The organism is Rhizobium sp. WYCCWR10014 (assembly GCF_001657485.1).
GTDB lineage: Bacteria > Pseudomonadota > Alphaproteobacteria > Rhizobiales > Rhizobiaceae > Rhizobium.
In genome coordinates, this window is record NZ_LXFU01000029.1 from 45449 (window position 1) to 64612 (window position 19164).

Here is a 19164-nt window from a genome sequence, read left to right on the forward strand (position 1 = left end):
CTCAACTCCCTGAGGCCATCATCGGCGCATTCGCCTTTTCGACCGCGTCAAAAAATTCATCAATCTTCGCGGCGCTCTTCACGCCAGGCGCAGTTTCGACTCCCGAGGAGACGTCGATACCCGGTGCCTTGGTGATGAAAAGCGCTTCTGCGACATTGTCCTTGTTCAGCCCGCCGGAAAGCATGTAGTCGACGCTGCCGTCAAGCCAGCTAAGAAGGCTCCAATCGAAGGAAATACCGTTGCCGCCAGGCAGTTCCGAGCCCTTCGGCGCTTTGGCGTCGAAGAGGAAACGGTCGGCGATGCCGATATAGGCCTCGACGCGCTTCAGGTCGTCTGCCGTGCGGACCGAAAAGACCTTCATCACAGGCAGACCATAGAGCGCCTTTATGGTCAGCACATGTTCGGGGCTCTCGTTTCCGTGGAGCTGCAACATATCCGGCTTCAACAATGACACGATCTCGTCGAGTTCATCATTGGTCGGATCGACGACGACGGCGACGATTTTCGCCTTGCCACGCGCAGGTTCGGCAAGTTTTGCCGCCAAGTCCGGCTCGATATAGCGCGGGCTCTTTTCGAAGAAGATAAAACCGATATGGGTCGCGCCGCGTTTCAGCGCGCGATCAACAGCGTCAGGCGTCTTCAAGCCACAGATCTTGATATCCGGTCTCATGGCAGCGAAGTGACACGAAATGCGGAAAGAGTCGAGCCAATTTGCGACGGACGCTGAATTTAGCGCGGCTCTCGGCTAGAGCGCCGCGCGTCCAAAGGACGCGCTCGGGACGTTCTATCACTTTAAATCTGCGCATAATGCTTCCCGAAAAATCGACGCCGATTTCGGGGTTATGCGCTAGTCGAAATCGATGGCATGCAACTGGCTGCCGTGCCGCTTGAGCCAGGACTTCGCCTCCTCCATACCGGGGCAAAGTTTACGGCAGAGGGCCCAGAAGTGCGGGCCGTGGTTCATTTCCTTGAGATGGGCGACCTCATGGGCGGCGAGATAGTCGATCACCGAAGGCGGCGCCATGACGATACGCCAGGAAAAGCTCAGATTTCCCTCCGACGAGCACGAGCCCCACCGGCTGCGGGTATCCTTCATCGAGATCGAGCGGATCGGCGCCCGGATCGTTGCGGCATGTATCGTCGCCAGTCGTGCAAGATCGGCGCGCGCCTCCTTCTTGAGAAAGGCCGCGATGCGCCGTCCAACATGTTCCGGCATGCCGCTGACGCGCAACACCGGCATGCCATCCATCGAAACCACCTCCGTCAGCCCGCGCAAGCTGCCGCTATGCTGGATGCGATGGGAAACGCCGCGAAGGAGGATTTCGCCGCCGTCACGCAGGCCGGCATCGGTCGAAAACTTGGCGAGCTTGGTGAGCAGCCAGCCCTGGTGACGATCGAGGAAGGCATTGACCTCACGCGCCGCAAGGCCTTTCGGCACCGTCATCTTCAAGGCGCGGCCACCTGGTTCGATGCGCAGCGTGATGCGTGTCGCCCGGTCATGCTGCTTGATCGTCAGCGGCATGAGCCGGCCAGCGACGTCGAGCGTCCGCTTTTCAGGCGGAGCCGGCTTTCGCGCCTTCGACCTTGTTTTCAGAAGCGAGAACATGCGTGTTTTCTATACGATTCGCCGGCAGATCTAAATGACGCCGGAAGGGCGGACATGGAAAAACCGGCATCGCGAGATGCCGGTCATCAATTCATCGTTCAGGCGTTTACGGCGTCTGGTATTCAGCGACCGGGCCATTGTCATCGCGCTTGGCATTCCTGCGGTCGCGCATGAAACGGTCGAACTCTTCCTGATCCTTGGCGCGGCGGAGCTCGCGCAAATAAGAGTCGAATTCCTCGCGCATTTCGTCAAGCTTGCGGCGCTCTTCCTCCATCCGGTCGAGTTCGGCCTTGCGCCAGTCGTCGAAGGCGACGTTGCCGGTCGAAAAATGCGGGCGGTGACGGCCATGCGGACGGCGGCAGGAGGCAAAGAAGCCATCGGTCGCCTGGTTGACGTCACGCTTGAAGCCGCGCAGACGGTCGCCGAAGATGATGTAGGCAAGCATGGCAAGACCCAGAGGCCAGAAAACCATGAAGCCGAGAATCATCAGGGCAATGGTAGCCGGAGTCCAATCCGGTCGAAGCAATGCTGACTGGTTCATCGTGCGGGTATCCCTCGCTTTCCGCGCCCGGCAGAATACCGAACGCTGAAATCGATGTGGTTACCGCAATAACCGCCTTCAAGACGATTGCCCGCGAAATCGGACAAGGTCTTGAATCCGTTTTGCTAATTCAGATATCCCTGATTCAGCCCGTCCGGCCGCCCTTGATGACACGCGGGACCGGAGGCTTAAGCGCGGAACGCGAATGCTGGCGGACGAAATCGATGATGCGCGGCGCGATCTCGCGGCGGAAACGCGAGCCGTTGAAAACACCATAATGGCCGACATCCGGCTGAAGATAATGCATGCGCATATCTTGGGGAATGTTCACGCAGATAGTCTGCGCCGCCTTAGTCTGGCCGACCCCTGAGATATCGTCATTCTCACCTTCGACGGTCAGCAGCGCCACATTGCGAATTGCCGCCGGATCGACGCGTTTGCCGCGATGCATCAGTTCGCCCTTCGGCAGCGAATGCTTGATGAAGACCTCCTCCACCGTCTGCAGATAAAATTCGGCGGTCAGATCCATGACGGCGAGATATTCGTCGTAGAAATCGCGATGTCTTTCCGGCTCGCCGTCGTTCTTCACGAGATGCATGAAGAACTCCTTGTGGGCGACGAGATGGCGATCAAGATTCATCGACATGAAGCCCGAAAGCTGCAGGAATCCCGGATAGACCGGGCGCATGAAGCCCGGCTGCGGCCAGGGCACGTTCATGATGACGTTGTCGGAGAACCACTGCAGCGACCGCTCCTGGGCGAGCTTATTGACCGCCGTCGGGTTGATGCGCGTGTCGATCGGGCCGCCCATCAGCGTCATCGACGCCGGCGAAAGCGGATCCCTGGCTTCCTCCATCACGGCAGCGGCTGCCAGCACCGGAACGGAAGGCTGACAGACGGCGATGACATGCGTGTCGTGACCGAGGAAATGCAGCATCTCGATGACGTAATCGACGTAATCATCGAAATCGAATGTGCCTTCCGTCATCGGCACCATGCGGGCGTCGATCCAGTCGGTGATATAGACATCGGCACTCGGCAGCAGTGCCTCGACCGTGCCGCGCAGGAGCGTGGCATAGTGACCTGACATCGGCGCGACGATCAGGATGCGCGGGTCATTGCGGCTGGCGGCTGGGACGTTGCGCGCGAAATGCAAGAGATTGCAGAAGGGTCGCGACCAGATGACCTCTTCACGGACGGAAACCGACTTGTCACCGATCGTCGTCTGCTTCAGTCCGAATTCCGGTTTCCCGTAGCGTCGCGTCGTGCGTTCGAACATTTCGAGACTTGCCGCCATCGTCCGGCCAAACGGCGTATGGGAGAACGGGTTCAGCGGATTGGCATAGGCAAATCGCATGATATCGGCCGCGGCGCGAAACGGCGCCATGGCGGCATGGTTCAATTCATAAAGCTGATAAAACATGGAAGGCGCCACCTTTCTCTATCGAAAAGATGACGCTGATTGAAATGCATCGAGTCTTTCCGTAATGCGGGCACGTACCGCAGACTAACAGGTTTCTGTTGCACAGCAACATGGATGAACCAAACCCACACAAGAAATGCCGCAGAATTGACTTCCGGCATCATGATCGAGCTGAAAACTTAAGTTTCTCAGCAAGAAGCATCGTTAACGATCCGCTACGAAGGTCTGCTTCTGCGTGCCGAGACCCTCGATGCCGAGTTCGACCACGTCTCCGGCCTTGAGATAACGCGGCGGCTTGAGGCCCATTCCGACGCCCGGAGGCGTGCCGGTCGAGATCACGTCACCGGCATGCAGCGACATGAACTGGCTAAGATAGGAGACGAGGAACGCAACCCCGTAAACCATCGTCTTCGATGAGCCGTTCTGCATCTTCTGGCCGTTGACAGTCAGCCACATGCCGAGGTTCTGCGGTTGCGGAATTTCATCCTTGGTCACGAGCCAGGGACCGATCGGGCCAAAGGTGTCGCAGGATTTGCCCTTGGTCCATTGACCGGACCGCTCGGTCTGGAAAGCGCGCTCGGAAACGTCATTGGAGACGCAATAACCGGCGACATAATCCAGCGCTTCGGCTTCCGTCACATATTTTGCGGTTTTGCCGATGACGACGCCGAGCTCGACTTCCCAATCGGTCTTTTCCGAACCGCGGGGAATGATGACATTGTCGTTCGGCCCGACGATTGCGGATGTAGCTTTCATGAAGATGATCGGCTCGGGCGGCACGGTCGCACCGGTTTCGGCAGCGTGATCCGAGTAATTCAAGCCGATGCAGATGAACTTGCCAGTGCCCGCGACACAGGCGCCGATGCGGCCGGGTGCGATTTCCGGAAGGCTCTTCGGATCGATGGCCGCTATCTTTGCAAGGCCTGCCGGTCCGATGGCTTCACCGCCGATATCGACGACATGACCGGAGAGATCGCGGATCTTGCCATCGGCATCGAGAAGTGCTGGTTTTTCACTGCCTGCTTCGCCAACACGCATCAGCTTCATGGAATTCCTCCTCATCGAAAACGGATTTGCAGCCACCTATGAACGAATTATTCATCGGTGTCATTACGGCTTTGCCGGGAAGCGGTACGGATTTGCCGCGATTCGGATGATTTTCTGCCGAAAACCGCCCGTACCTGCCGGCATCATGCTCTAAAAAATTTCCGCCAGATCCGGGCCGGAGGGAATGATCTTCGTCGGATTGAGGCTTTCGATCGAATAGTAGCCGCGCTTGATATGATCGAGATTCACCGTTTCACCGATGCCCGGCCAATCCAGCATTCGGCGGCAGAAGGCGCGCAGATTGGCATAGTCGGAAAGCCGGCGCAGATTGCATTTGAAGATGCCGTGATAGGCGACGTCAAAGCGCACCAGCGTCACGAAGAGCCGGATATCGCTCTCGATGGGATGATCGGCGAAGAGAAAAGACCGGCCCTCGAACTGCTGCTCGACCCAGTCGAGGCAGGCAAAGACATCGGCAAAGGCTTCTTCGTAGGCGATCTGCGTGGTGGCGAAACCGGCGCGGTAGACGCCGTTGTTGAGGGCAGGATAGATGCGATCGTTGAAAGCATCGATCTCGGTGCGCCTCTCCGCCGGGTAAAGATCGATCGGATTTTTTGCCAGACCGCCGAAGCCGCTGTTCAGCATACGCAGAATATCGGCGGATTCATTGTTGACGATGGTCTTTTTCTGCTTGTCCCAGAGAACCGGCACGGTGGCCCGGCCGGTGAAATCGGGTGCTGCCCTGGTATAGATTTCATGCATATAGGTTACGCCGTTGACGTGATCCTCCGTCGCGCCGGGATAATCACCGAACCGCCAGCCCTGCTTGCCCAGCAGCGGCTCCACGACCGAAATCGAGATGACGTCTTCCAGGCCCTTGAGCTTGCGGCCGATTAGGGTGCGCGAGGCCCAGGGGCAGATATAGGCGACATAGAGATGGTAACGGCCGGCGCCGGCTTCAAAGCCGGCTTCGCCCGTCGGCCCGGCGCTGCCATCCGGGGTCACCCAATTGCGGAAACTCGAGGTCTGACGGACGAAGCCGCCCTTTTCGTCCTTTGCCTGAACGGGCTGCCAGTCTTCCGTCCATTTTCCGTTCACCAGCATGCGCAACTCCCGCAATCGATTGACTAAATGGGTTGATTATCCTGCTTCGACGCCGGCGTCAGGCCGCTCTGACGGAGACAGTCTGTACACCCAAACTGCGACGATGCTGCGCTTGCCAAGCCGGTGAAGCAGGAAATATGTGTCTGCTATACAAACTGACGTGGAGTTCGAAATGCAGCTCTCGAAGGCCGTCGTACGGACCGAACATGCAAGCCGCTATCTGCAGCAGCTCTGCAAACACTGGAGCCACAAGTTCAGCGTCGATTTTGATCCTCTGAAGGGGCGGGTGCCATTCAGCGATACGGCCGAGGTAACGTTTGCGGCCGACGATGCGGCGCTGACCATGATACTTTCCGTCGGCGATCCCTCGCAACAGGAGAGGATGCAGCAGGTCATAGACGATCATCTCAAACGCTTCGCCTTTCGCGAAGAACTCGACATCGTCTGGTCGGACTAAGCCCAGCCCCCGATCCAAATTTTCTGCCCCAAACCCTGGAACAAGCATGACGAAGAGCAATCACCGCGAATCCGACCATCCGATCGATCCGATGTTTCTCGACCGCTGGTCGCCGCGCGCCTTCACCGGCGAAATCATCGAGGAGACGCAGCTGCTCGGTCTGCTCGACGCCGCCCATTGGGCGCCGTCCTCGGCCAACCACCAGCCCTGGCGCTTCATCTATGGCCTCAAGGGTTCGGAACATTGGGAGAAATTCGTCGCTTTGCTCAACGATTCCAACCAGGAATGGGCCAGGAATGCATCGGCGCTGATCTTCGTCGTGTCGCGCGCCTTCACCGGGGCTGCCGGCTCGGCTGAGGAAAAGCCGAGCTACACCCATTCCTTCGATGCCGGTGCGGCATGGGGGCATCTGGCAATCCAGGCGCGCCTCTCGGGCCTTTACGCCCATGGCATGGGCGGCATCAAGCATGAAGAGATCAGGCAGGCTTTTGCCATTCCCGAGGGGTACCGGGTCGAAGCAGGCGTCGCCATCGGCCGGCTGGCCGACAAGAGCGTTCTTTCCGAACGCAATCAGGCGCGCGAATTCCCCAGCCAGCGCAAGCCGCTCTCCGAGGTCGCCTTCAACGGGCGGTTCGTCGCGAATTGAGCGAAGCCAAAGGCCAAGCAGATATCGCGCAAACGAAAGCCCCGCCATCTTAGGGATAGCGGGGCCATTTATTTCTGAAATAACAATTAGATATCGAGGTTTGCAACGCTCAGCGCATTCTCCTGGATGAACTCGCGCCGAGGCTCGACTTCATCGCCCATCAGGCGGGCGAAGAGACCATCGGCGTCAGTGGCGTCGTTGACCCTGACCTGCAGCAGCGAGCGCACATTCGGATCGAGCGTCGTTTCCCAGAGCTGCTCGGCATTCATCTCGCCAAGGCCCTTGTAGCGCTGCATGGTAAGGCCCTTGCGGCCACTCGCAAAGATCGCGTCGAGCAGGGCGCGCGGGCCAGAGATTTCGACGTCGCCTTCGCGACGGTGCAGCGACGGCGGCGTCTGATAGATTTCCTTGAGGCGCGCCGTCAGCTGGTCGATGTGACGGGCATCCGATGAACCGATCAGCGCCATGTCGAGCACGACAATTTCCCTGACGCCGCGAACCATGCGCTCGAGGCGCAGCCCGCCATCGGTTGTCACATCGCCCTGCCAGCCGCGCTCGGTTTCCTCGGCGATGATGTCGAGGCGCCCTGCCACTTCGTTTGCCAGCGCCACCGCTCTAACCGGGTCGCTGGCGAGCTCGGCATTGAGTGCTCCGGCAATCGCCGCTTGTTCGACGGCGGAACGATTGTAGCGCGAATGGAGATTGTCGAGCAGCGCACGCATGCGCAGGGCATCGAGGATGACCTCGCGCAGATCCTGGCCGGCGCGAACCTCTCCGCTACCGAGCCTCAGCGAAGCATCTTCCAGGCCCTGGCTGATGAGATATTCTTCGAGCGCCTTCTCATCCTTCAGATACTGCACCGACTTGCCGCGCGAGACCTTATAGAGCGGCGGCTGGGCGATATAGAGATGACCGCGTTCGATCAGTTGCGGCATCTGGCGGAAGAAGAAGGTGAGCAGCAGGGTACGGATATGGGCGCCGTCGACATCGGCGTCCGTCATGATGATGATCTTGTGGTAGCGCAGCTTTTCGACATTGAACTCGTCCTTGCCGATGCCGGTGCCGAGCGCGGTGATCAATGTGCCGATTTCCTGGCTCGACAGCATCTTGTCGAAACGGGCGCGTTCGACGTTCAGGATCTTGCCGCGTAGCGGCAGGATCGCCTGGTTCTCGCGCGAGCGGCCCTGCTTGGCCGAACCGCCGGCAGAATCGCCCTCGACGAGGAAGACTTCGGATTTTGTCGGATCACGCTCGGAGCAGTCGGCGAGCTTGCCCGGCAGCGAAGCGATATCGAGTGCGCCCTTGCGGCGGGTCAACTCGCGGGCCTTGCGGGCCGCTTCGCGTGCGGCGGCTGCCTCGACGACCTTGCCCACGAGAATCTTGGCTTCGCTCGGATGTTCTTCGAACCAGGTGTTCAGCGCCTCGTTGACGAGACTTTCGACAACAGGACGGACTTCCGAGGAAACGAGCTTATCCTTTGTCTGCGAGGAGAATTTTGGATCCGGCACCTTGACCGACAGAACCGCCGTCAGGCCTTCGCGGCAATCTTCGCCCTGCAGCGTCACCTTTTCCCTTTTGGTGATGCCGGAACTGTCGGCATAGGAAACGACCTGGCGCGTCAGCGCCGCGCGGAAGCCGGCCATATGCGTGCCGCCGTCGCGCTGGGGAATGTTGTTGGTGAAGCACAGCACATTCTCATGATAGCTGTCGTTCCACCACATCGCGACTTCGACGGTGATGCCGTCCTTTTCGCCGCGGATGGCAACCGGCTTGTCGACGAGCGACTTCTTGGCGCGGTCTAGATAGGCGACGAAAGCCTCGAGGCCGCCGTCATAACGCAGCTCTTCCTGCCTGATATCGGAATGGCGCTTGTCGGTCAGCAGGATGCGGACGCCTGAATTCAGGAAGGCGAGTTCGCGAAGGCGATGTTCCAGCGTGCCGTAGTCGAACTCCGTCATGGTGAAGGTGCCGGTGCTCGGCATGAAGCTCACTTCCGTGCCGGTTTCGTTCGGCGCGTCGCCCGTAACCTTCAGCGGAGCATCGGCCACGCCATGGGTGAAGCTCATTTCATGGATCTTGTCGTGACGGCGGATCTTCAGCTTCAGCCAGACGGACAGCGCGTTGACGACGGAGACGCCGACGCCGTGCAGGCCGCCGGAGACCTTGTAGGAATTCTGGTCGAACTTACCGCCGGCATGAAGCTGCGTCATGATGACTTCGGCAGCCGACACGCCTTCGCCGGTGTGAATGTCCGTCGGGATGCCGCGACCATTGTCGGTGACGGTCACCGAGCCATCCGGATTGAGGGTGACGGTGACGATGTCGGCATGGCCGGCAAGCGCTTCGTCGATCGCGTTGTCGACGACTTCATAGACCATGTGATGAAGGCCTGAGCCGTCGTCGGTATCGCCGATATACATGCCGGGGCGTTTGCGCACGGCATCGAGGCCCTTCAGAACCTTGATGGAATCTGCGCCATATTCGGTGCTTACGCCGTTTTCCGTCGCGGATGTATCGCTCATTCTGTTGAGATTTTCCCTGTTGTCGTAAAGCTGCGGCGCGCCTTGCGAATCACCGGCTTTCTTCACTCTCGTATATAGGTTTTTTGAACTCACTTCCCAATGGCAAGCCCCTAAAACAAGGCATAAAACAGGGGATTATGACGCTTTTCCGTCGCCTTTACCGCCATTTTCGAGAAGAGCCGATAGCCGGCCTATCTCCGCACTGTCAAGGTTGCGAATCCGCCGGGCCAGCCGGTTGGCAAATTCGGTATATTCGGGGGGCAGGCCGGAGGTGTCGATCACGACGCGCGGGTCCGAAGAACGGGCGAGCAGGAACAGTTCCTCGGCCTCGTCCCAGATGATGTTGAAGTAACCGGCGATGCGCTGCAGCAGATCGAATGTCGGCAAACCACGCTTTCCATGTTCGAGCGCCGAGAGATAGGCGGGAGAGACATTCAGCGCTTCCGCCATCTCCTTTTGCGAGACGCCCTTGCGCGCTCTCAGCCTGCGAACCGCCTCTCCGAAGGGTGTCATGACCTTTCCCCGTGCCGCCGCGACAGGCGAATGTAGAGCGCGCCCTCGCCGCCATGATGCTGTGCGGCCGACTCATAGGAGGAGATCAGGTAGCGGAATTCCGGCTTCGAGAACCAGAGAGGCACGGCCCGCTTCAGCGCGCCCTCGCTGCCCATCGAGCTGCCCTTGCCCGTGATCACCAGCACATGGCGCATGCCGCGCTCGTGGGCGCGAATCAAGAAATCGAGAAGGATGGCATGGGCCTGGCTCTGCACCAGCCCGTGCAGGTCGATCCGCGCTTCGAGCGCCAGCCGGCCCTTGGCGATCTTCCGCTTGACCGGCTTTTCCAGCGGATGATGCACCCCGGCCGATGGCTTCGACGGTGACGGTGCTGTCGGCTGCAGCGGCATGGGTGTGGCGGGCGTCTGCTTTTCCTGTTCCCGTTCGGCCGCCGCTTCGGCTTCGGCAAGAAAGGCATCGAGTTCGGTCAACACCCCCGCCTTAGCGGGCATCGGCCGCGTGCTGCGGGCGACCTTGCCCCAGAGGATCCTCTCATCCGCGCTCAGCTTGCGATCCCCGGCCATCAGTCGAATCTTCCGGCGGCGGCATTGGGAATGAGGATGGCGAAATCGGCGGCGTTGCGGACGGTGCCAGCACTTTCTCCGGCCATATTCCCCGAGCCGGTGAAGATATCACCGCGCGCCGGCCCGACGATCGCCGAACCGGTATCGAGCGCCAGCATCAGCCTGCGGAACGGCCGGCCCTGGTCGAGGTGGGTGAGGCTTTCGGCGCGAATGAAAAAGGGAAAGCCGAAGGTATGGATCATCCGGTCGACCGCAAGCGCGCGCCCGGCGAGAAGCGGAACCTTGGCGGCCGCGATCGGACCGGCCTGCGGATCGGCAACCGGTGCATCACGGAAGAAAATATAAGAGCGGTTATGCCATAACACTTCATCGACGCGCTCGGGATTGCGCGCCAGCCAGGCACGGATCGCCTGCATCGAAATCTCCGCCCGATCGATCTCGCCGCGCTCGATGAGCAGTTTGCCGATCGCCGAGAAAGCGTGGCCGGCCTTCGCGGCATAGGTGATGCGGCCGATACGACCATCCTGATAACGCAGGCGGGCAGCACCTTGCACATGCACGAAGAAGACATCGACCTTCGACCTCGCCCAGGCGATTTCGAGGCCGCGGCCCTCGAGAAATCCCTGATCGATGGTGCGGCGGTCCGGATAGGCAGTGACGTGGCCCCCATGCAGACGGCCGAAAGCATAGGCCTTGTCGAGCCCGGTGGGGCGATTGGCGTCGTCGAGATCGATTAGATCGTCCGGACGCCGGTAGAAAGGAAAACGGAAAATTTCGTCCGGCCGCTCCGACACGTCGATATCAGGTTCGTAGAAGGCGGTGACGAAGCCGGAATTGCCGTCCTTGCGGCGAATCAGAAAGGGCCGACAGTGCGTCTCGAAAAAGGCGCGCGCCGACGCCGGAGATGACGGAGTGAAATCTGCGGCGGCGGCGAGAAGCGGAAGCAGGTCTTCCGAGTTCAGGCCAAGCGATCCGGTGCGGTACGGTTTGACATCGGTGATCTGCCGCCGGCAGCTTCGCATGACTTCAAAAAGGCCGGAGGGATCATCATCCTTCCAGCCTTCCAGAGTGTCGAAGCTTATGGCCTGCAGGACGAAGTCCGATGCGTGGTCACTCATGTTCCGATTCGGTCGCCACGAGTTTCCAGTTCGGATCGCGCGAGCGGGTGTCGCGGGCGAAGGTCCAGACGTCGTTGACCTCGGCGACGTTTTCGGCGTCGCCTTCGATCAGCACATCCGCCTTGTCGTATGTCGCTGATATCAGCTGGCTGGCAATGCGCACGGTGATCTGTGCTTCGCTGCCCTTCGTTTCCGCATGGGTGATCTCAGCCTTGTCGATGCCGACGAAAGTGGATTTCACCTTCTCGCCCCGGGCTTCGCGCTCGCCGATCGCCGCATCGAAGCCGTCATAGACTTCGCGCGACAGCAAGTTCTTCAGCGTTTTCCGGTCGCCATCGGCATAGGCCATGACAATCATCTCGTAAGCCATGCGGGCGCCGTTCAGAAACTCCTTCGGGCTGAAGGCGGGATCGGCCTTGTTCAGCGCACGCAGCGATTCGTTGAGCGGCGTTCCGGGCGCCGCGAAAGCATCGATGGCGGCGAAGCGATCCTCGTCCTCCGTCGTCGCATCGCGTCGCGGCAGCGTCACGACCTTGCCGGCATCGGCGGCTTCGGCCGGAGCCGCATCCCGCGGCGTATAGAGATCGCGCGGCGGCTTCTCATTTCCTGTACGGCGCCCGAGCACGGAGCGGAGCTGAAAGAAAATCAGCACAGCCGCCACCAGGAAAAATAATGTGATGAAGTCGTTCGAACTCATATCGTATCGCAGCCGCCGTTAACATCTCTGATTTGTACTCCCATATAGTCTGCCTATACAGATGATTCAAATGATGGCTGGCATCTTCGCCAGCGACAAGAGGAGACCGGCGAGCCCGGGACATGACCGACATGCGTTTTTCGATCCTGCCAGCTTTCATTTTGCTGCTGCCGCTCGCCGAAATTGCCGGTTTCGTCGTCGTCGGCCGGGCTATCGGATTGTGGCTGACGCTCGCGCTCGTCATGCTGGGTTTTGTTATCGGTGTGGTTCTGCTGCGCCGGCAGGGCATCGGTATTTTGCGCCGCATGTCGAGCGAAGGACGGAATGGGGTGATGCCGGGCCGCGACCTGCTGCGGCCGGCGATGAACGTCATCGCCTCGCTGCTCCTGATCATTCCCGGCTTCCTCACGGATATCATCGCGATCCTCATTCTCATTCCGCCGGTGCGCGATCTCGTCTGGCGGGCAATCGCCAAACGCTTCGTCGTCGTCAATGCCAAGGGCGGCTCTTCCTCCGGTCCGCAACCCGATTTCCGCGACCGCAAGCCGAACTCGAAGGTGGTCGATCTCGATGAAGAGGACTATCATAGAGAGCCGGATCGCAACTCGCCGTGGTCCGGCAAACATCTTGGCGATTGAGGCACTACGGCTGATCAACCGCGCCGAGCGCCCAGGGTTGTAAGCCCTTCCCTGAAATGTTAGATGGCGGCACCATTCCCATGCCCCTCGAGGAAAAGCCAATGGCAGACGATAACAACAGCAACGGTGCGACCAACCCCACCCTTTCGATCCTTGCGCAATATACCAAGGATCTGTCCTTCGAAAATCCGGGTGCGCCGCGTTCGCTGCAGGCCCGCGACAAGGCGCCGACGATCAACATCAATGTGAACGTCAACGCTAACCCGCTTTCCGATACGGATTTCGATGTCGTGCTGTCGCTGAATGCCGAAGCCAAGGACGGCGACAAGACGGTTTTCCATACCGAACTCACCTATGGCGGCGTTTTCCGCGTTGCCGGTTTCCCGCAGGAACACATGCTGCCGGTTCTCTTCATCGAGTGCCCGCGCATGCTCTTCCCCTTCGCCCGTCAGATCATTGCCGACGTCACCCGCAACGGTGGTTTCCCGCCGCTGATGATCGACCCGATCGACTTCACGCAAATGTTCGCTCAGCGCGTTGCCGAAGAACAGGCCCGCGCTAAGGTTCAGGCCGTTCCGAACTGACCGGCTCTTTCTTGTCTGATATGCGGATGCCCGGGCTGGTCCCGGGCATTTTCAATTAAGGACGGTTTAATCGAGGTTGGCGTATTTCGCCCAGACGCTTTTTTCACCGAGCTTGGCGACGAGCGCCTCATGCGCCTGTTCCTCGGTTTGGCTGAGGCGCGGGGCGAGCGGCCGGGGCCTTTCGAGCACTGCGGCAATCACCACGTCGTCTTCCATCCCCGTGTCACCGCGAGCTGCCTGGTTGGATTTTCCGGCCATGCCGAGGCCAAGGGCTGCCTGTCTGCCGCCGATCATCTCGATATAGACTTCGGCAAGCAATTCGGAGTCGAGCAGCGCGCCGTGTTTGGTGCGGTGCGAATTATCGATGCCGTAGCGCCGGCAAAGCGCATCGAGCGAATTCGGCCCCATCGGATGTTTGCGCCGCGCCATCGACAGGGTATCGAGCACCCTTTCCGGCAGGATTGGCGGCAAACCGATCCGCGCGAATTCCGCGTTGATGAAGCCCATATCGAAGGTGGCGTTATGGGCAATCCACTTCGCATCGCCGAAGAAGGTAAGGATTTGTTCGGCAACTTCCCCGAAAGGCTGCTTGTCCTTCAGGAATTCATCGGTGATGCCGTGCACGGCGAGCGCATCCGGATGAACCTTCTGATCTCCAGGATTGATGAAGATGTGGATCGTGTTGCCCGTGGGGAAATGATTGAAGAGCTCGATGCCGCCGATTTCGATGATGCGGTCGGCGCGGTTGTCGAGGCCGGTTGTTTCCGTATCGAAGATGATCTCACGCATTCCGGAAATCTCCCTTGGCAATCCGCGTTTTCAGGTCGGCGACGATCTCGAACACCCGTTCCCTCGTCGTCGCGATACTGTGACTGGTGTCGATCAGATAATCGGCACGCCGCCGTTTTTCCGTGTCCGGCGTCTGGCGTGAGAGAATCATGTCGAATTTTTCCTCGGTCATGCCTTCGCGCGCAAGCACCCTTTGGCGCTGAATCTGTGGATCGGTGCTGACGACGACGATGACATCCACTCTTGCCTCGGCGCCGGTTTCGAAAAGTAATGGAATATCGAGCAATACCATGTCGGCGCCGGCGGCGCGTTGTCGCTTCAGAAATTCCGTCTCGCGTTTGCGAACCAGCGGATGGACGATCGCTTCCAGGCGTTTGAAGCCGTGAGTATCAAGAGCGAGCTGGCGGCCGAGTTCACGCCGGTCGACTGCTCCATCCTTCATCGTGCCGGGGAAGGCGGCATTCACCTGCGGTGCAGCCTCGCCGGCATAGAGATCGTGGACCACGGCGTCCGAATCGTTCACCGGGATTCCTGCATCGGCGAAGAGCTTTGACGCCGTCGATTTTCCCATTCCGATGGAGCCGGTGAGGCCGATCTTCAGCATCAGTGTGCTTCCATATCCGCAATGATGAGCGCGCGCAGCGCTGCGTCGACGATGGGACGCTGGCCGAACCATTTCTCGAATCCGGGCACGGCCTGATGAAGCAGCATGCCGAGACCATCGACGATGGGAAATCCTTGCTCTTCCGCTTGGACCAGGATCGGCGTCTTCAAGGGCACATAAACGATATCGGTGACGACGGCATCGGCTGCAAGAGGTGAGAAGTCGAGTTGCGGCGCTGGCTCGCCGTCCATGCCGAGCGAGGTTGTATTGATGAAGAGGCCGGCCCCACTCATCACTTCGGCAAGCGCCCCGGCCGGGTGAGCCCGAACACGCGGGCCAAAACGATCCGCGAGTTCACGCGCGCGTTCGACGGTGCGGTTGACGACGTGGATCTCCTTGAAGCCGCGATCGCGGACCGCCTGGATGATCGCCCGGCTGGCGCCGCCGGCGCCAAAGACGACGGCCGTGCCATGCCCGTCCCAGCCGGGATGGCATTCATCAAGATTGGCGATGAAGCCGCGACCGTCGGTATTCGTCGCATGCAGGGCACCATCCTCCCGCCAGAGCGTGTTGGAGGCGCCGAGTTCGCGCGATAGCGCGTCCGGCTTGTCGGCGAGCCGGAACGCCAATTCCTTGTGGGGAATAGTGACGTTGCCTCCGGCAAAGCCGGAACTGCCGTCCTTCAGCGAGTGAATGAAATCGGCAAAGGCCTCGGGTGCCACTTCATGAGCGCGATAACTGCCTGGCAGGCCGAGCGTCTTCAGCCAATATCCGTGAATCAGTGGTGAGCGCGAGTGCTTGATGGGAAAGCCCGTGACAAATGCTTTCGGCCCCAATGTTTCACGTGAATCACCCATCGATCGCTCCGAGTTCTCGCAATTTTTTTAAGAGCGGCAGCATCGGCAGGCCGAGAATGGTGAAATAATCACCCTCGATCTTTTCGAAGAGCTGGATGCCCTCCCCCTCCAATTGATAGGCGCCGACGCTGGAAAGCGCCCGTTCGCCAACCCGCGCCAGATGTCTGGCGATGAACTCCACCGTCAGCGGCCGCATCGTCAATTCCGCATGCGCAAGATGTTCCCACAAGACCACGCCGTCGCTGACGATCGCGACGGCGCTGTTCAATCGGTGGGTTACGCCGGAAAGAGCTTGAAGGTGGCTAGCCGCGTCGGCCAGGTCTTTCGGCTTATGGAAGACGCTGTCGCCGAGCGACATTGTTTGATCCGAACCGATGATCAGGCTATCTGGAAAACGGCTGCTGACCTCCTCTGCCTTGGCCCTGGCCAGGACGAGGGCCACGGCATCAGGCTTAGCGCCGGCTTTTTCCAGCGGCGCTTCGACGGCCCGTTCATCGATCCTTGCGGCATGCGCCTCGAAGGACAGACCGGCATTTTCCATCAGCATCCGGCGAAAGGGGCTCGACGATGCAAGGATGAGTTTCGGCGTCATGGGTTCCTCGGCGTGCCGGCTTTTCGTCAGCGCTTAGCGCAGCTTCGGCCGCAGAGCAACGATTGCCGCGGCTGTTTCCTCGATTGAGCGGCGGGTGACGTCGATCAAAGGCCAGTTATGACGGGCGCAAAGAGAGCGGGCATATTTCAGCTCCTCCGAAATCGCGGCACGATCGGTGTAGTGTTCGCGATCGAAACCCTGGGTCACGCCGAGCACCCGATTTTCCCGCACCTGGGAAATACGGTCGGTGGTGGCGATTAGGCAGACGATCAGCGGTTTGCTCGCGACGAAGAGGCTTTCGGGCAATGGCACGCCATAGACGATCGGAATGTTCGCCGTCTTGATGCCTCGGTTGGCAAGATAGATGCTGGTCGGTGTTTTCGACGTGCGGCTGATGCCGATGATCACGACATCCGCGTCGTTGTAGTCGTCGGGCATCTGGCCGTCATCGTGATCCATGGTGAAATTCAGCGCTTCGATGCGCGCGAAGTAGCCGGCATTCATCACATGCTGGGCTCCGACACGACGGCGAGATGGAGCGCCGAGATAGATCTGGAAAGCATTCATCACCGGCTCCAGCACATTCACCGAGGCGACGCCCATCTCGATGCAGCGTTCATCGATCAGGCTCGCGAGCTCGCGGTCGACAATGGTGTAGAGCACGATCCCGGGGGCGTCATCGATCGCCTGCAGAACCGGCAGCAGCTGCTTGCGATTGCGGATCAGCGGATAGACATGCTCGATCGGCTGCGCCGATCTGAATTGCGCCGAGGCGGCGCGGCCGGCGGAGATCAGAGTCTCTCCCGTTGAGTCAGAAATCAGATGCAGATGAAAGAAGTTCGTTCTGTTCTCCACGCTATTTTCCGCTGCCTGTTGAAAAGACTGGATGAAAGAGAGCTACGGCGGGGAGGCAGTCTCCGGCAAGGGAAAACATGCCTCTTTATCCACATTTCGGATTCTGCGGATCGGTTTCGATCGGCCCTGTGGACGATGGGGAAGAGATCTACTTCTTGAAAGTTCGTCCACAGCCTATCCACAGCAATGAGAAAAATTGCCGATCCGGAAGGATTTGGAATCATTTTCGGATTCGGCTTCTCCCCGAAATTTGGACGAGATGGACAAATCCTTCCGATGTTGTTTTGCAGGTGCGCGACAAATGGCATCGGCGGTGGATGGATTTTAATCCTTGATAGTCACCGACTCTAAGAAATAGAAACCTTTTAAAATATCTTTGTTATTTTATAGGGAAGAAGCGTTTGAGCGATACGCGCCGAAAGATCATGAGGGTTTTGAGTGGCGAGAGCCTCTCCCCTCCTCCTCTCTGGCTGATGAGACAGGCAGGACGTTATCTTCCGGAATATCGGGAGACACGGGCAAAGGCAGGGAGTTTTCTCGATCTCTGCTATACGCCTGACCACGCCGTCGAAGTGACATTGCAGCCGATCCGCCGCTTTGGCTTCGATGCGGCGATTCTGTTTTCCGATATCCTGGTCATTCCAGACGCAATGAAGCGGAACGTCCGGTTCACCGAGGGCCATGGACCGGAGATGGATCCGATCGATGAAGCCGGGATCGGCAGTTTGAACGGTGAAGAGGTTGTCGATTATCTCAGGCCGGTTCTGGAGACGGTGCGGCGGCTGCGTGAAGAGTTGCCAGCGGAGACGACGCTGCTCGGTTTCTGCGGCGCGCCATGGACGGTAGCGACCTACATGATCGCCGGGCACGGCACGCCGGATCAGGCCCCTGCCCGTCTCTTCGCCTACAGGCATCCCCGGGCTTTCGAGCATCTGCTGATGCTGCTTGCCGACGTATCGGCCGATTATCTCGTCGCACAGATCGATGCCGGCGCGGATGCCGTGCAGATCTTCGATTCCTGGGCAGGTGTTCTCGGCGAGAAGGAGTTTGAGGCGTTCGCGATCAGGCCGGTTGCGCGGATGATCGCTTCGGTCAAGTCGCAACGGCCACATGCTCGCATCATCGCTTTTGCCAAGGGGGCCGGGTATCAGCTCAAGACCTATCGGCAGAAGACGGGCGCAGATGCAATCGGTCTCGACTGGTCGGTCCCGCTGGCCTTTGCAGCCGAACTTCAGAAAGACGGACCGGTTCAGGGCAACCTCGATCCGATGCGTGTCGTTGCCGGCGGCCGGGCGCTGGAGGAAGGCATCGACGATATTCTGCAGCAGCTCGGCAATGGTCCGCTGATCTTCAATCTCGGTCATGGCATTACGCCGCAGGCCGACCCCGAGCATGTGCGTCTGCTGGTCGATCGTGTGCGAGGCGTGGCGTGACGATGGAAAAACAGACCGATCGAAGATCTGGCGCTTACGCCCGGCGCCGGGCTCATTTTGCGCTGGCCTTCTTCGCGCTGATGGCGGTCGCGCTATTTGCCTGGAATCCCGATAATCTCTACCTCTGGATCAAGGCGCTGCACATCATCGCGGTCATTTCCTGGATGGCCGGGCTGTTTTACATGCCGCGGCTGTTCATCTATCACACCGATGCGGAGCCCGGCTCGGTGCAATCGGAAACCTTCAAGGTGATGGAGCGCCGGCTGCTTCGAATCATCATGACGCCGGCAATGATGCTGACGTGGATTTTCGGCCTCTATCTCGCCTGGTCGGTTTACGGATTCCAGGGTGGGTGGCTGCATGCCAAGATCGGTCTCGTCTTGCTGCTGACCGGTGTTCATATGTTCTTCAGCCGCGCCGTCAGGGCCTTCGAGCGGGATGAAAACCGCCGCTCGGCGCGCTATTGGCGGTTCATGAACGAGGCGCCGACGGTGCTGATGATCGTGATCGTCATCCTCGTCGTGTTGAAGCCGTTCTGAGGAAAATCGTCCTCAGGTTAAATTTGCTTCATTTTA

At 59.5% G+C, this 19164-nt stretch carries 22 protein-coding genes; 6 read left to right on the forward strand and 16 right to left on the reverse strand.

Translation table 11 applies throughout. The annotated features are described in order from the left end of the window. Position 1: 1 nt before the first annotated feature. From A6U98_RS08955 to A6U98_RS08980, 6 genes are all read right to left on the reverse strand, one after another. Positions 2-670, reverse strand: coding sequence for a phosphoribosylanthranilate isomerase (locus A6U98_RS08955; RefSeq protein ID WP_064649338.1), 669 nt, complete (start codon positions 668-670; stop codon positions 2-4). A 177-nt stretch (positions 671-847) separates the two neighbouring features. After that, positions 848-1606 carry a SprT family zinc-dependent metalloprotease gene (locus A6U98_RS08960; RefSeq protein ID WP_064649339.1) on the reverse strand — a complete coding sequence of 253 codons (759 nt, stop codon included), beginning with the start codon at positions 1604-1606 and terminating at the stop codon, positions 848-850. A gap of 106 nt (positions 1607-1712) precedes the next feature. Then, the gene (locus A6U98_RS08965; protein ID WP_017962639.1) at positions 1713-2147 is read right to left on the reverse strand and encodes a DUF2852 domain-containing protein; all 435 of its coding nucleotides are present in this window, start codon (positions 2145-2147) and stop codon (positions 1713-1715) included. A 145-nt stretch (positions 2148-2292) separates the two neighbouring features. Next, complete coding sequence (phaZ, locus tag A6U98_RS08970; protein WP_064649342.1) at positions 2293-3570, reverse strand: polyhydroxyalkanoate depolymerase; 1278 nt, start codon at positions 3568-3570, stop codon at positions 2293-2295. A 204-nt stretch (positions 3571-3774) separates the two neighbouring features. Further along, a complete protein-coding gene (locus A6U98_RS08975; RefSeq protein ID WP_064649344.1) occupies positions 3775-4617 on the reverse strand; it encodes a fumarylacetoacetate hydrolase family protein in 843 nt (280 codons plus the stop codon). A 150-nt stretch (positions 4618-4767) separates the two neighbouring features. Next, the gene (locus tag A6U98_RS08980; protein WP_082933856.1) at positions 4768-5721 is read right to left on the reverse strand and encodes a glutathione S-transferase family protein; all 954 of its coding nucleotides are present in this window, start codon (positions 5719-5721) and stop codon (positions 4768-4770) included. 172 nt (positions 5722-5893) lie between these two features. On the opposite strand from A6U98_RS08980, the gene A6U98_RS08985 reads away from it, so the two are divergent. Both A6U98_RS08985 and A6U98_RS08990 read left to right on the forward strand, forming a co-directional pair. Continuing rightward, positions 5894-6178 carry a DUF2218 domain-containing protein gene (locus A6U98_RS08985; RefSeq protein ID WP_064649768.1) on the forward strand — a complete coding sequence of 95 codons (285 nt, stop codon included), beginning with the start codon at positions 5894-5896 and terminating at the stop codon, positions 6176-6178. Positions 6179-6224: 46 nt separating this feature from the next. Beyond that, positions 6225-6824 carry a nitroreductase family protein gene (locus A6U98_RS08990; RefSeq protein WP_064649348.1) on the forward strand — a complete coding sequence of 200 codons (600 nt, stop codon included), beginning with the start codon at positions 6225-6227 and terminating at the stop codon, positions 6822-6824. An 86-nt stretch (positions 6825-6910) separates the two neighbouring features. On the opposite strand, the gene gyrB is transcribed toward A6U98_RS08990, so the two are convergent. The 5 genes from gyrB to A6U98_RS09015 form a co-directional block, all read right to left on the reverse strand. Further along, positions 6911-9346, reverse strand: coding sequence for a DNA topoisomerase (ATP-hydrolyzing) subunit B (gene gyrB / locus A6U98_RS08995; RefSeq protein WP_064649769.1), 2436 nt, complete (start codon positions 9344-9346; stop codon positions 6911-6913). A 135-nt stretch (positions 9347-9481) separates the two neighbouring features. Continuing rightward, positions 9482-9859, reverse strand: coding sequence for a helix-turn-helix transcriptional regulator (locus A6U98_RS09000; protein WP_003544097.1), 378 nt, complete (start codon positions 9857-9859; stop codon positions 9482-9484). After that, positions 9856-10422 (reverse strand): Smr/MutS family protein, encoded by a 567-nt coding sequence (locus tag A6U98_RS09005; RefSeq protein WP_064649351.1) that lies wholly within the window; start codon positions 10420-10422, stop codon positions 9856-9858. Before A6U98_RS09005 ends, A6U98_RS09000 begins: the two co-directional genes overlap by 4 nt. After that, complete coding sequence (locus A6U98_RS09010) at positions 10422-11540, reverse strand: murein transglycosylase A (RefSeq protein WP_064649353.1); 1119 nt, start codon at positions 11538-11540, stop codon at positions 10422-10424. Before A6U98_RS09010 ends, A6U98_RS09005 begins: the two co-directional genes overlap by 1 nt. After that, the gene (locus A6U98_RS09015; protein ID WP_003544090.1) at positions 11533-12237 is read right to left on the reverse strand and encodes a Tim44/TimA family putative adaptor protein; all 705 of its coding nucleotides are present in this window, start codon (positions 12235-12237) and stop codon (positions 11533-11535) included. The genes A6U98_RS09010 and A6U98_RS09015 overlap by 8 nt, the downstream gene beginning before the upstream one ends. 131 nt (positions 12238-12368) lie before the next feature. On the opposite strand from A6U98_RS09015, the gene A6U98_RS09020 reads away from it, so the two are divergent. Together A6U98_RS09020 and secB are read left to right on the forward strand one after the other, a co-directional pair. After that, complete coding sequence (locus tag A6U98_RS09020; RefSeq protein ID WP_064649770.1) at positions 12369-12875, forward strand: FxsA family protein; 507 nt, start codon at positions 12369-12371, stop codon at positions 12873-12875. A 101-nt stretch (positions 12876-12976) separates the two neighbouring features. Then, positions 12977-13459 carry a protein-export chaperone SecB gene (secB, locus tag A6U98_RS09025; protein ID WP_017995590.1) on the forward strand — a complete coding sequence of 161 codons (483 nt, stop codon included), beginning with the start codon at positions 12977-12979 and terminating at the stop codon, positions 13457-13459. Between the two features lie 66 nt (positions 13460-13525). On the opposite strand, the gene dnaQ is transcribed toward secB, so the two are convergent. From dnaQ to A6U98_RS09050, 5 genes are read right to left on the reverse strand one after another with little or no spacing between them, the layout of a single operon-like run. Continuing rightward, positions 13526-14248: a DNA polymerase III subunit epsilon gene (gene dnaQ, locus A6U98_RS09030; RefSeq protein ID WP_064649355.1), complete on the reverse strand. Its 723-nt coding sequence runs from the start codon at positions 14246-14248 to the stop codon at positions 13526-13528. Beyond that, the gene (gene coaE, locus A6U98_RS09035) at positions 14241-14852 is read right to left on the reverse strand and encodes a dephospho-CoA kinase (protein WP_064649357.1); all 612 of its coding nucleotides are present in this window, start codon (positions 14850-14852) and stop codon (positions 14241-14243) included. Before coaE ends, dnaQ begins: the two co-directional genes overlap by 8 nt. Continuing rightward, positions 14852-15709 carry a shikimate dehydrogenase gene (locus tag A6U98_RS09040; RefSeq protein WP_064649359.1) on the reverse strand — a complete coding sequence of 286 codons (858 nt, stop codon included), beginning with the start codon at positions 15707-15709 and terminating at the stop codon, positions 14852-14854. Before A6U98_RS09040 ends, coaE begins: the two co-directional genes overlap by 1 nt. Next, positions 15702-16301: a Maf-like protein gene (locus A6U98_RS09045; protein ID WP_064649361.1), complete on the reverse strand. Its 600-nt coding sequence runs from the start codon at positions 16299-16301 to the stop codon at positions 15702-15704. The genes A6U98_RS09040 and A6U98_RS09045 overlap by 8 nt, the downstream gene beginning before the upstream one ends. Before the next feature lie 33 nt (positions 16302-16334). Beyond that, entirely contained in the window at positions 16335-17156 is an 822-nt protein-coding gene (locus A6U98_RS09050; RefSeq protein WP_011649834.1) for a pyruvate, water dikinase regulatory protein, read from the reverse strand. 401 nt (positions 17157-17557) lie between these two features. Between A6U98_RS09050 and hemE the strand changes: the two genes are divergently transcribed. Together hemE and hemJ are read left to right on the forward strand one after the other, a co-directional pair. After that, complete coding sequence (gene hemE / locus A6U98_RS09055; RefSeq protein WP_064649363.1) at positions 17558-18589, forward strand: uroporphyrinogen decarboxylase; 1032 nt, start codon at positions 17558-17560, stop codon at positions 18587-18589. A gap of 2 nt (positions 18590-18591) precedes the next feature. Then, positions 18592-19128, forward strand: a complete 537-nt coding sequence (gene hemJ, locus A6U98_RS09060; RefSeq protein ID WP_064649365.1) for a protoporphyrinogen oxidase HemJ — start codon at positions 18592-18594, stop codon at positions 19126-19128. Positions 19129-19164: the final 36 nt, after the last annotated feature.

Bases quoted from the DNA above. Each gene is read 5' to 3' on its own strand.
- A6U98_RS08980 (WP_082933856.1), bottom strand. From the start codon at position 5,721: ATGCTGGTGAACGGAAAATGGACGGAAGACTGGCAGCCCGTTCAGGCA.
- A6U98_RS09010 (WP_064649353.1), bottom strand. From the start codon at position 11,540: ATGAGTGACCACGCATCGGACTTCGTCCTGCAGGCCATAAGCTTCGAC.
- A6U98_RS08955 (WP_064649338.1), bottom strand. From the start codon at position 670: ATGAGACCGGATATCAAGATCTGTGGCTTGAAGACGCCTGACGCTGTT.
- A6U98_RS09015 (WP_003544090.1), bottom strand. From the start codon at position 12,237: ATGAGTTCGAACGACTTCATCACATTATTTTTCCTGGTGGCGGCTGTG.
- A6U98_RS08960 (WP_064649339.1), bottom strand. From the start codon at position 1,606: ATGTTCTCGCTTCTGAAAACAAGGTCGAAGGCGCGAAAGCCGGCTCCG.
- hemJ (WP_064649365.1), top strand. From the start codon at position 18,592: ATGGAAAAACAGACCGATCGAAGATCTGGCGCTTACGCCCGGCGCCGG.
- gyrB (WP_064649769.1), bottom strand. From the start codon at position 9,346: ATGAGCGATACATCCGCGACGGAAAACGGCGTAAGCACCGAATATGGC.
- A6U98_RS08965 (WP_017962639.1), bottom strand. From the start codon at position 2,147: ATGAACCAGTCAGCATTGCTTCGACCGGATTGGACTCCGGCTACCATT.
- A6U98_RS08985 (WP_064649768.1), top strand. From the start codon at position 5,894: ATGCAGCTCTCGAAGGCCGTCGTACGGACCGAACATGCAAGCCGCTAT.
- A6U98_RS08975 (WP_064649344.1), bottom strand. From the start codon at position 4,617: ATGAAGCTGATGCGTGTTGGCGAAGCAGGCAGTGAAAAACCAGCACTT.
- A6U98_RS09005 (WP_064649351.1), bottom strand. From the start codon at position 10,422: ATGGCCGGGGATCGCAAGCTGAGCGCGGATGAGAGGATCCTCTGGGGC.
- A6U98_RS09040 (WP_064649359.1), bottom strand. From the start codon at position 15,709: ATGGGTGATTCACGTGAAACATTGGGGCCGAAAGCATTTGTCACGGGC.
- phaZ (WP_064649342.1), bottom strand. From the start codon at position 3,570: ATGTTTTATCAGCTTTATGAATTGAACCATGCCGCCATGGCGCCGTTT.
- secB (WP_017995590.1), top strand. From the start codon at position 12,977: ATGGCAGACGATAACAACAGCAACGGTGCGACCAACCCCACCCTTTCG.
- A6U98_RS08990 (WP_064649348.1), top strand. From the start codon at position 6,225: ATGACGAAGAGCAATCACCGCGAATCCGACCATCCGATCGATCCGATG.
- coaE (WP_064649357.1), bottom strand. From the start codon at position 14,852: ATGCTGAAGATCGGCCTCACCGGCTCCATCGGAATGGGAAAATCGACG.
- A6U98_RS09045 (WP_064649361.1), bottom strand. From the start codon at position 16,301: ATGACGCCGAAACTCATCCTTGCATCGTCGAGCCCCTTTCGCCGGATG.
- A6U98_RS09020 (WP_064649770.1), top strand. From the start codon at position 12,369: ATGCGTTTTTCGATCCTGCCAGCTTTCATTTTGCTGCTGCCGCTCGCC.
- dnaQ (WP_064649355.1), bottom strand. From the start codon at position 14,248: ATGCGTGAGATCATCTTCGATACGGAAACAACCGGCCTCGACAACCGC.
- A6U98_RS09000 (WP_003544097.1), bottom strand. From the start codon at position 9,859: ATGACACCCTTCGGAGAGGCGGTTCGCAGGCTGAGAGCGCGCAAGGGC.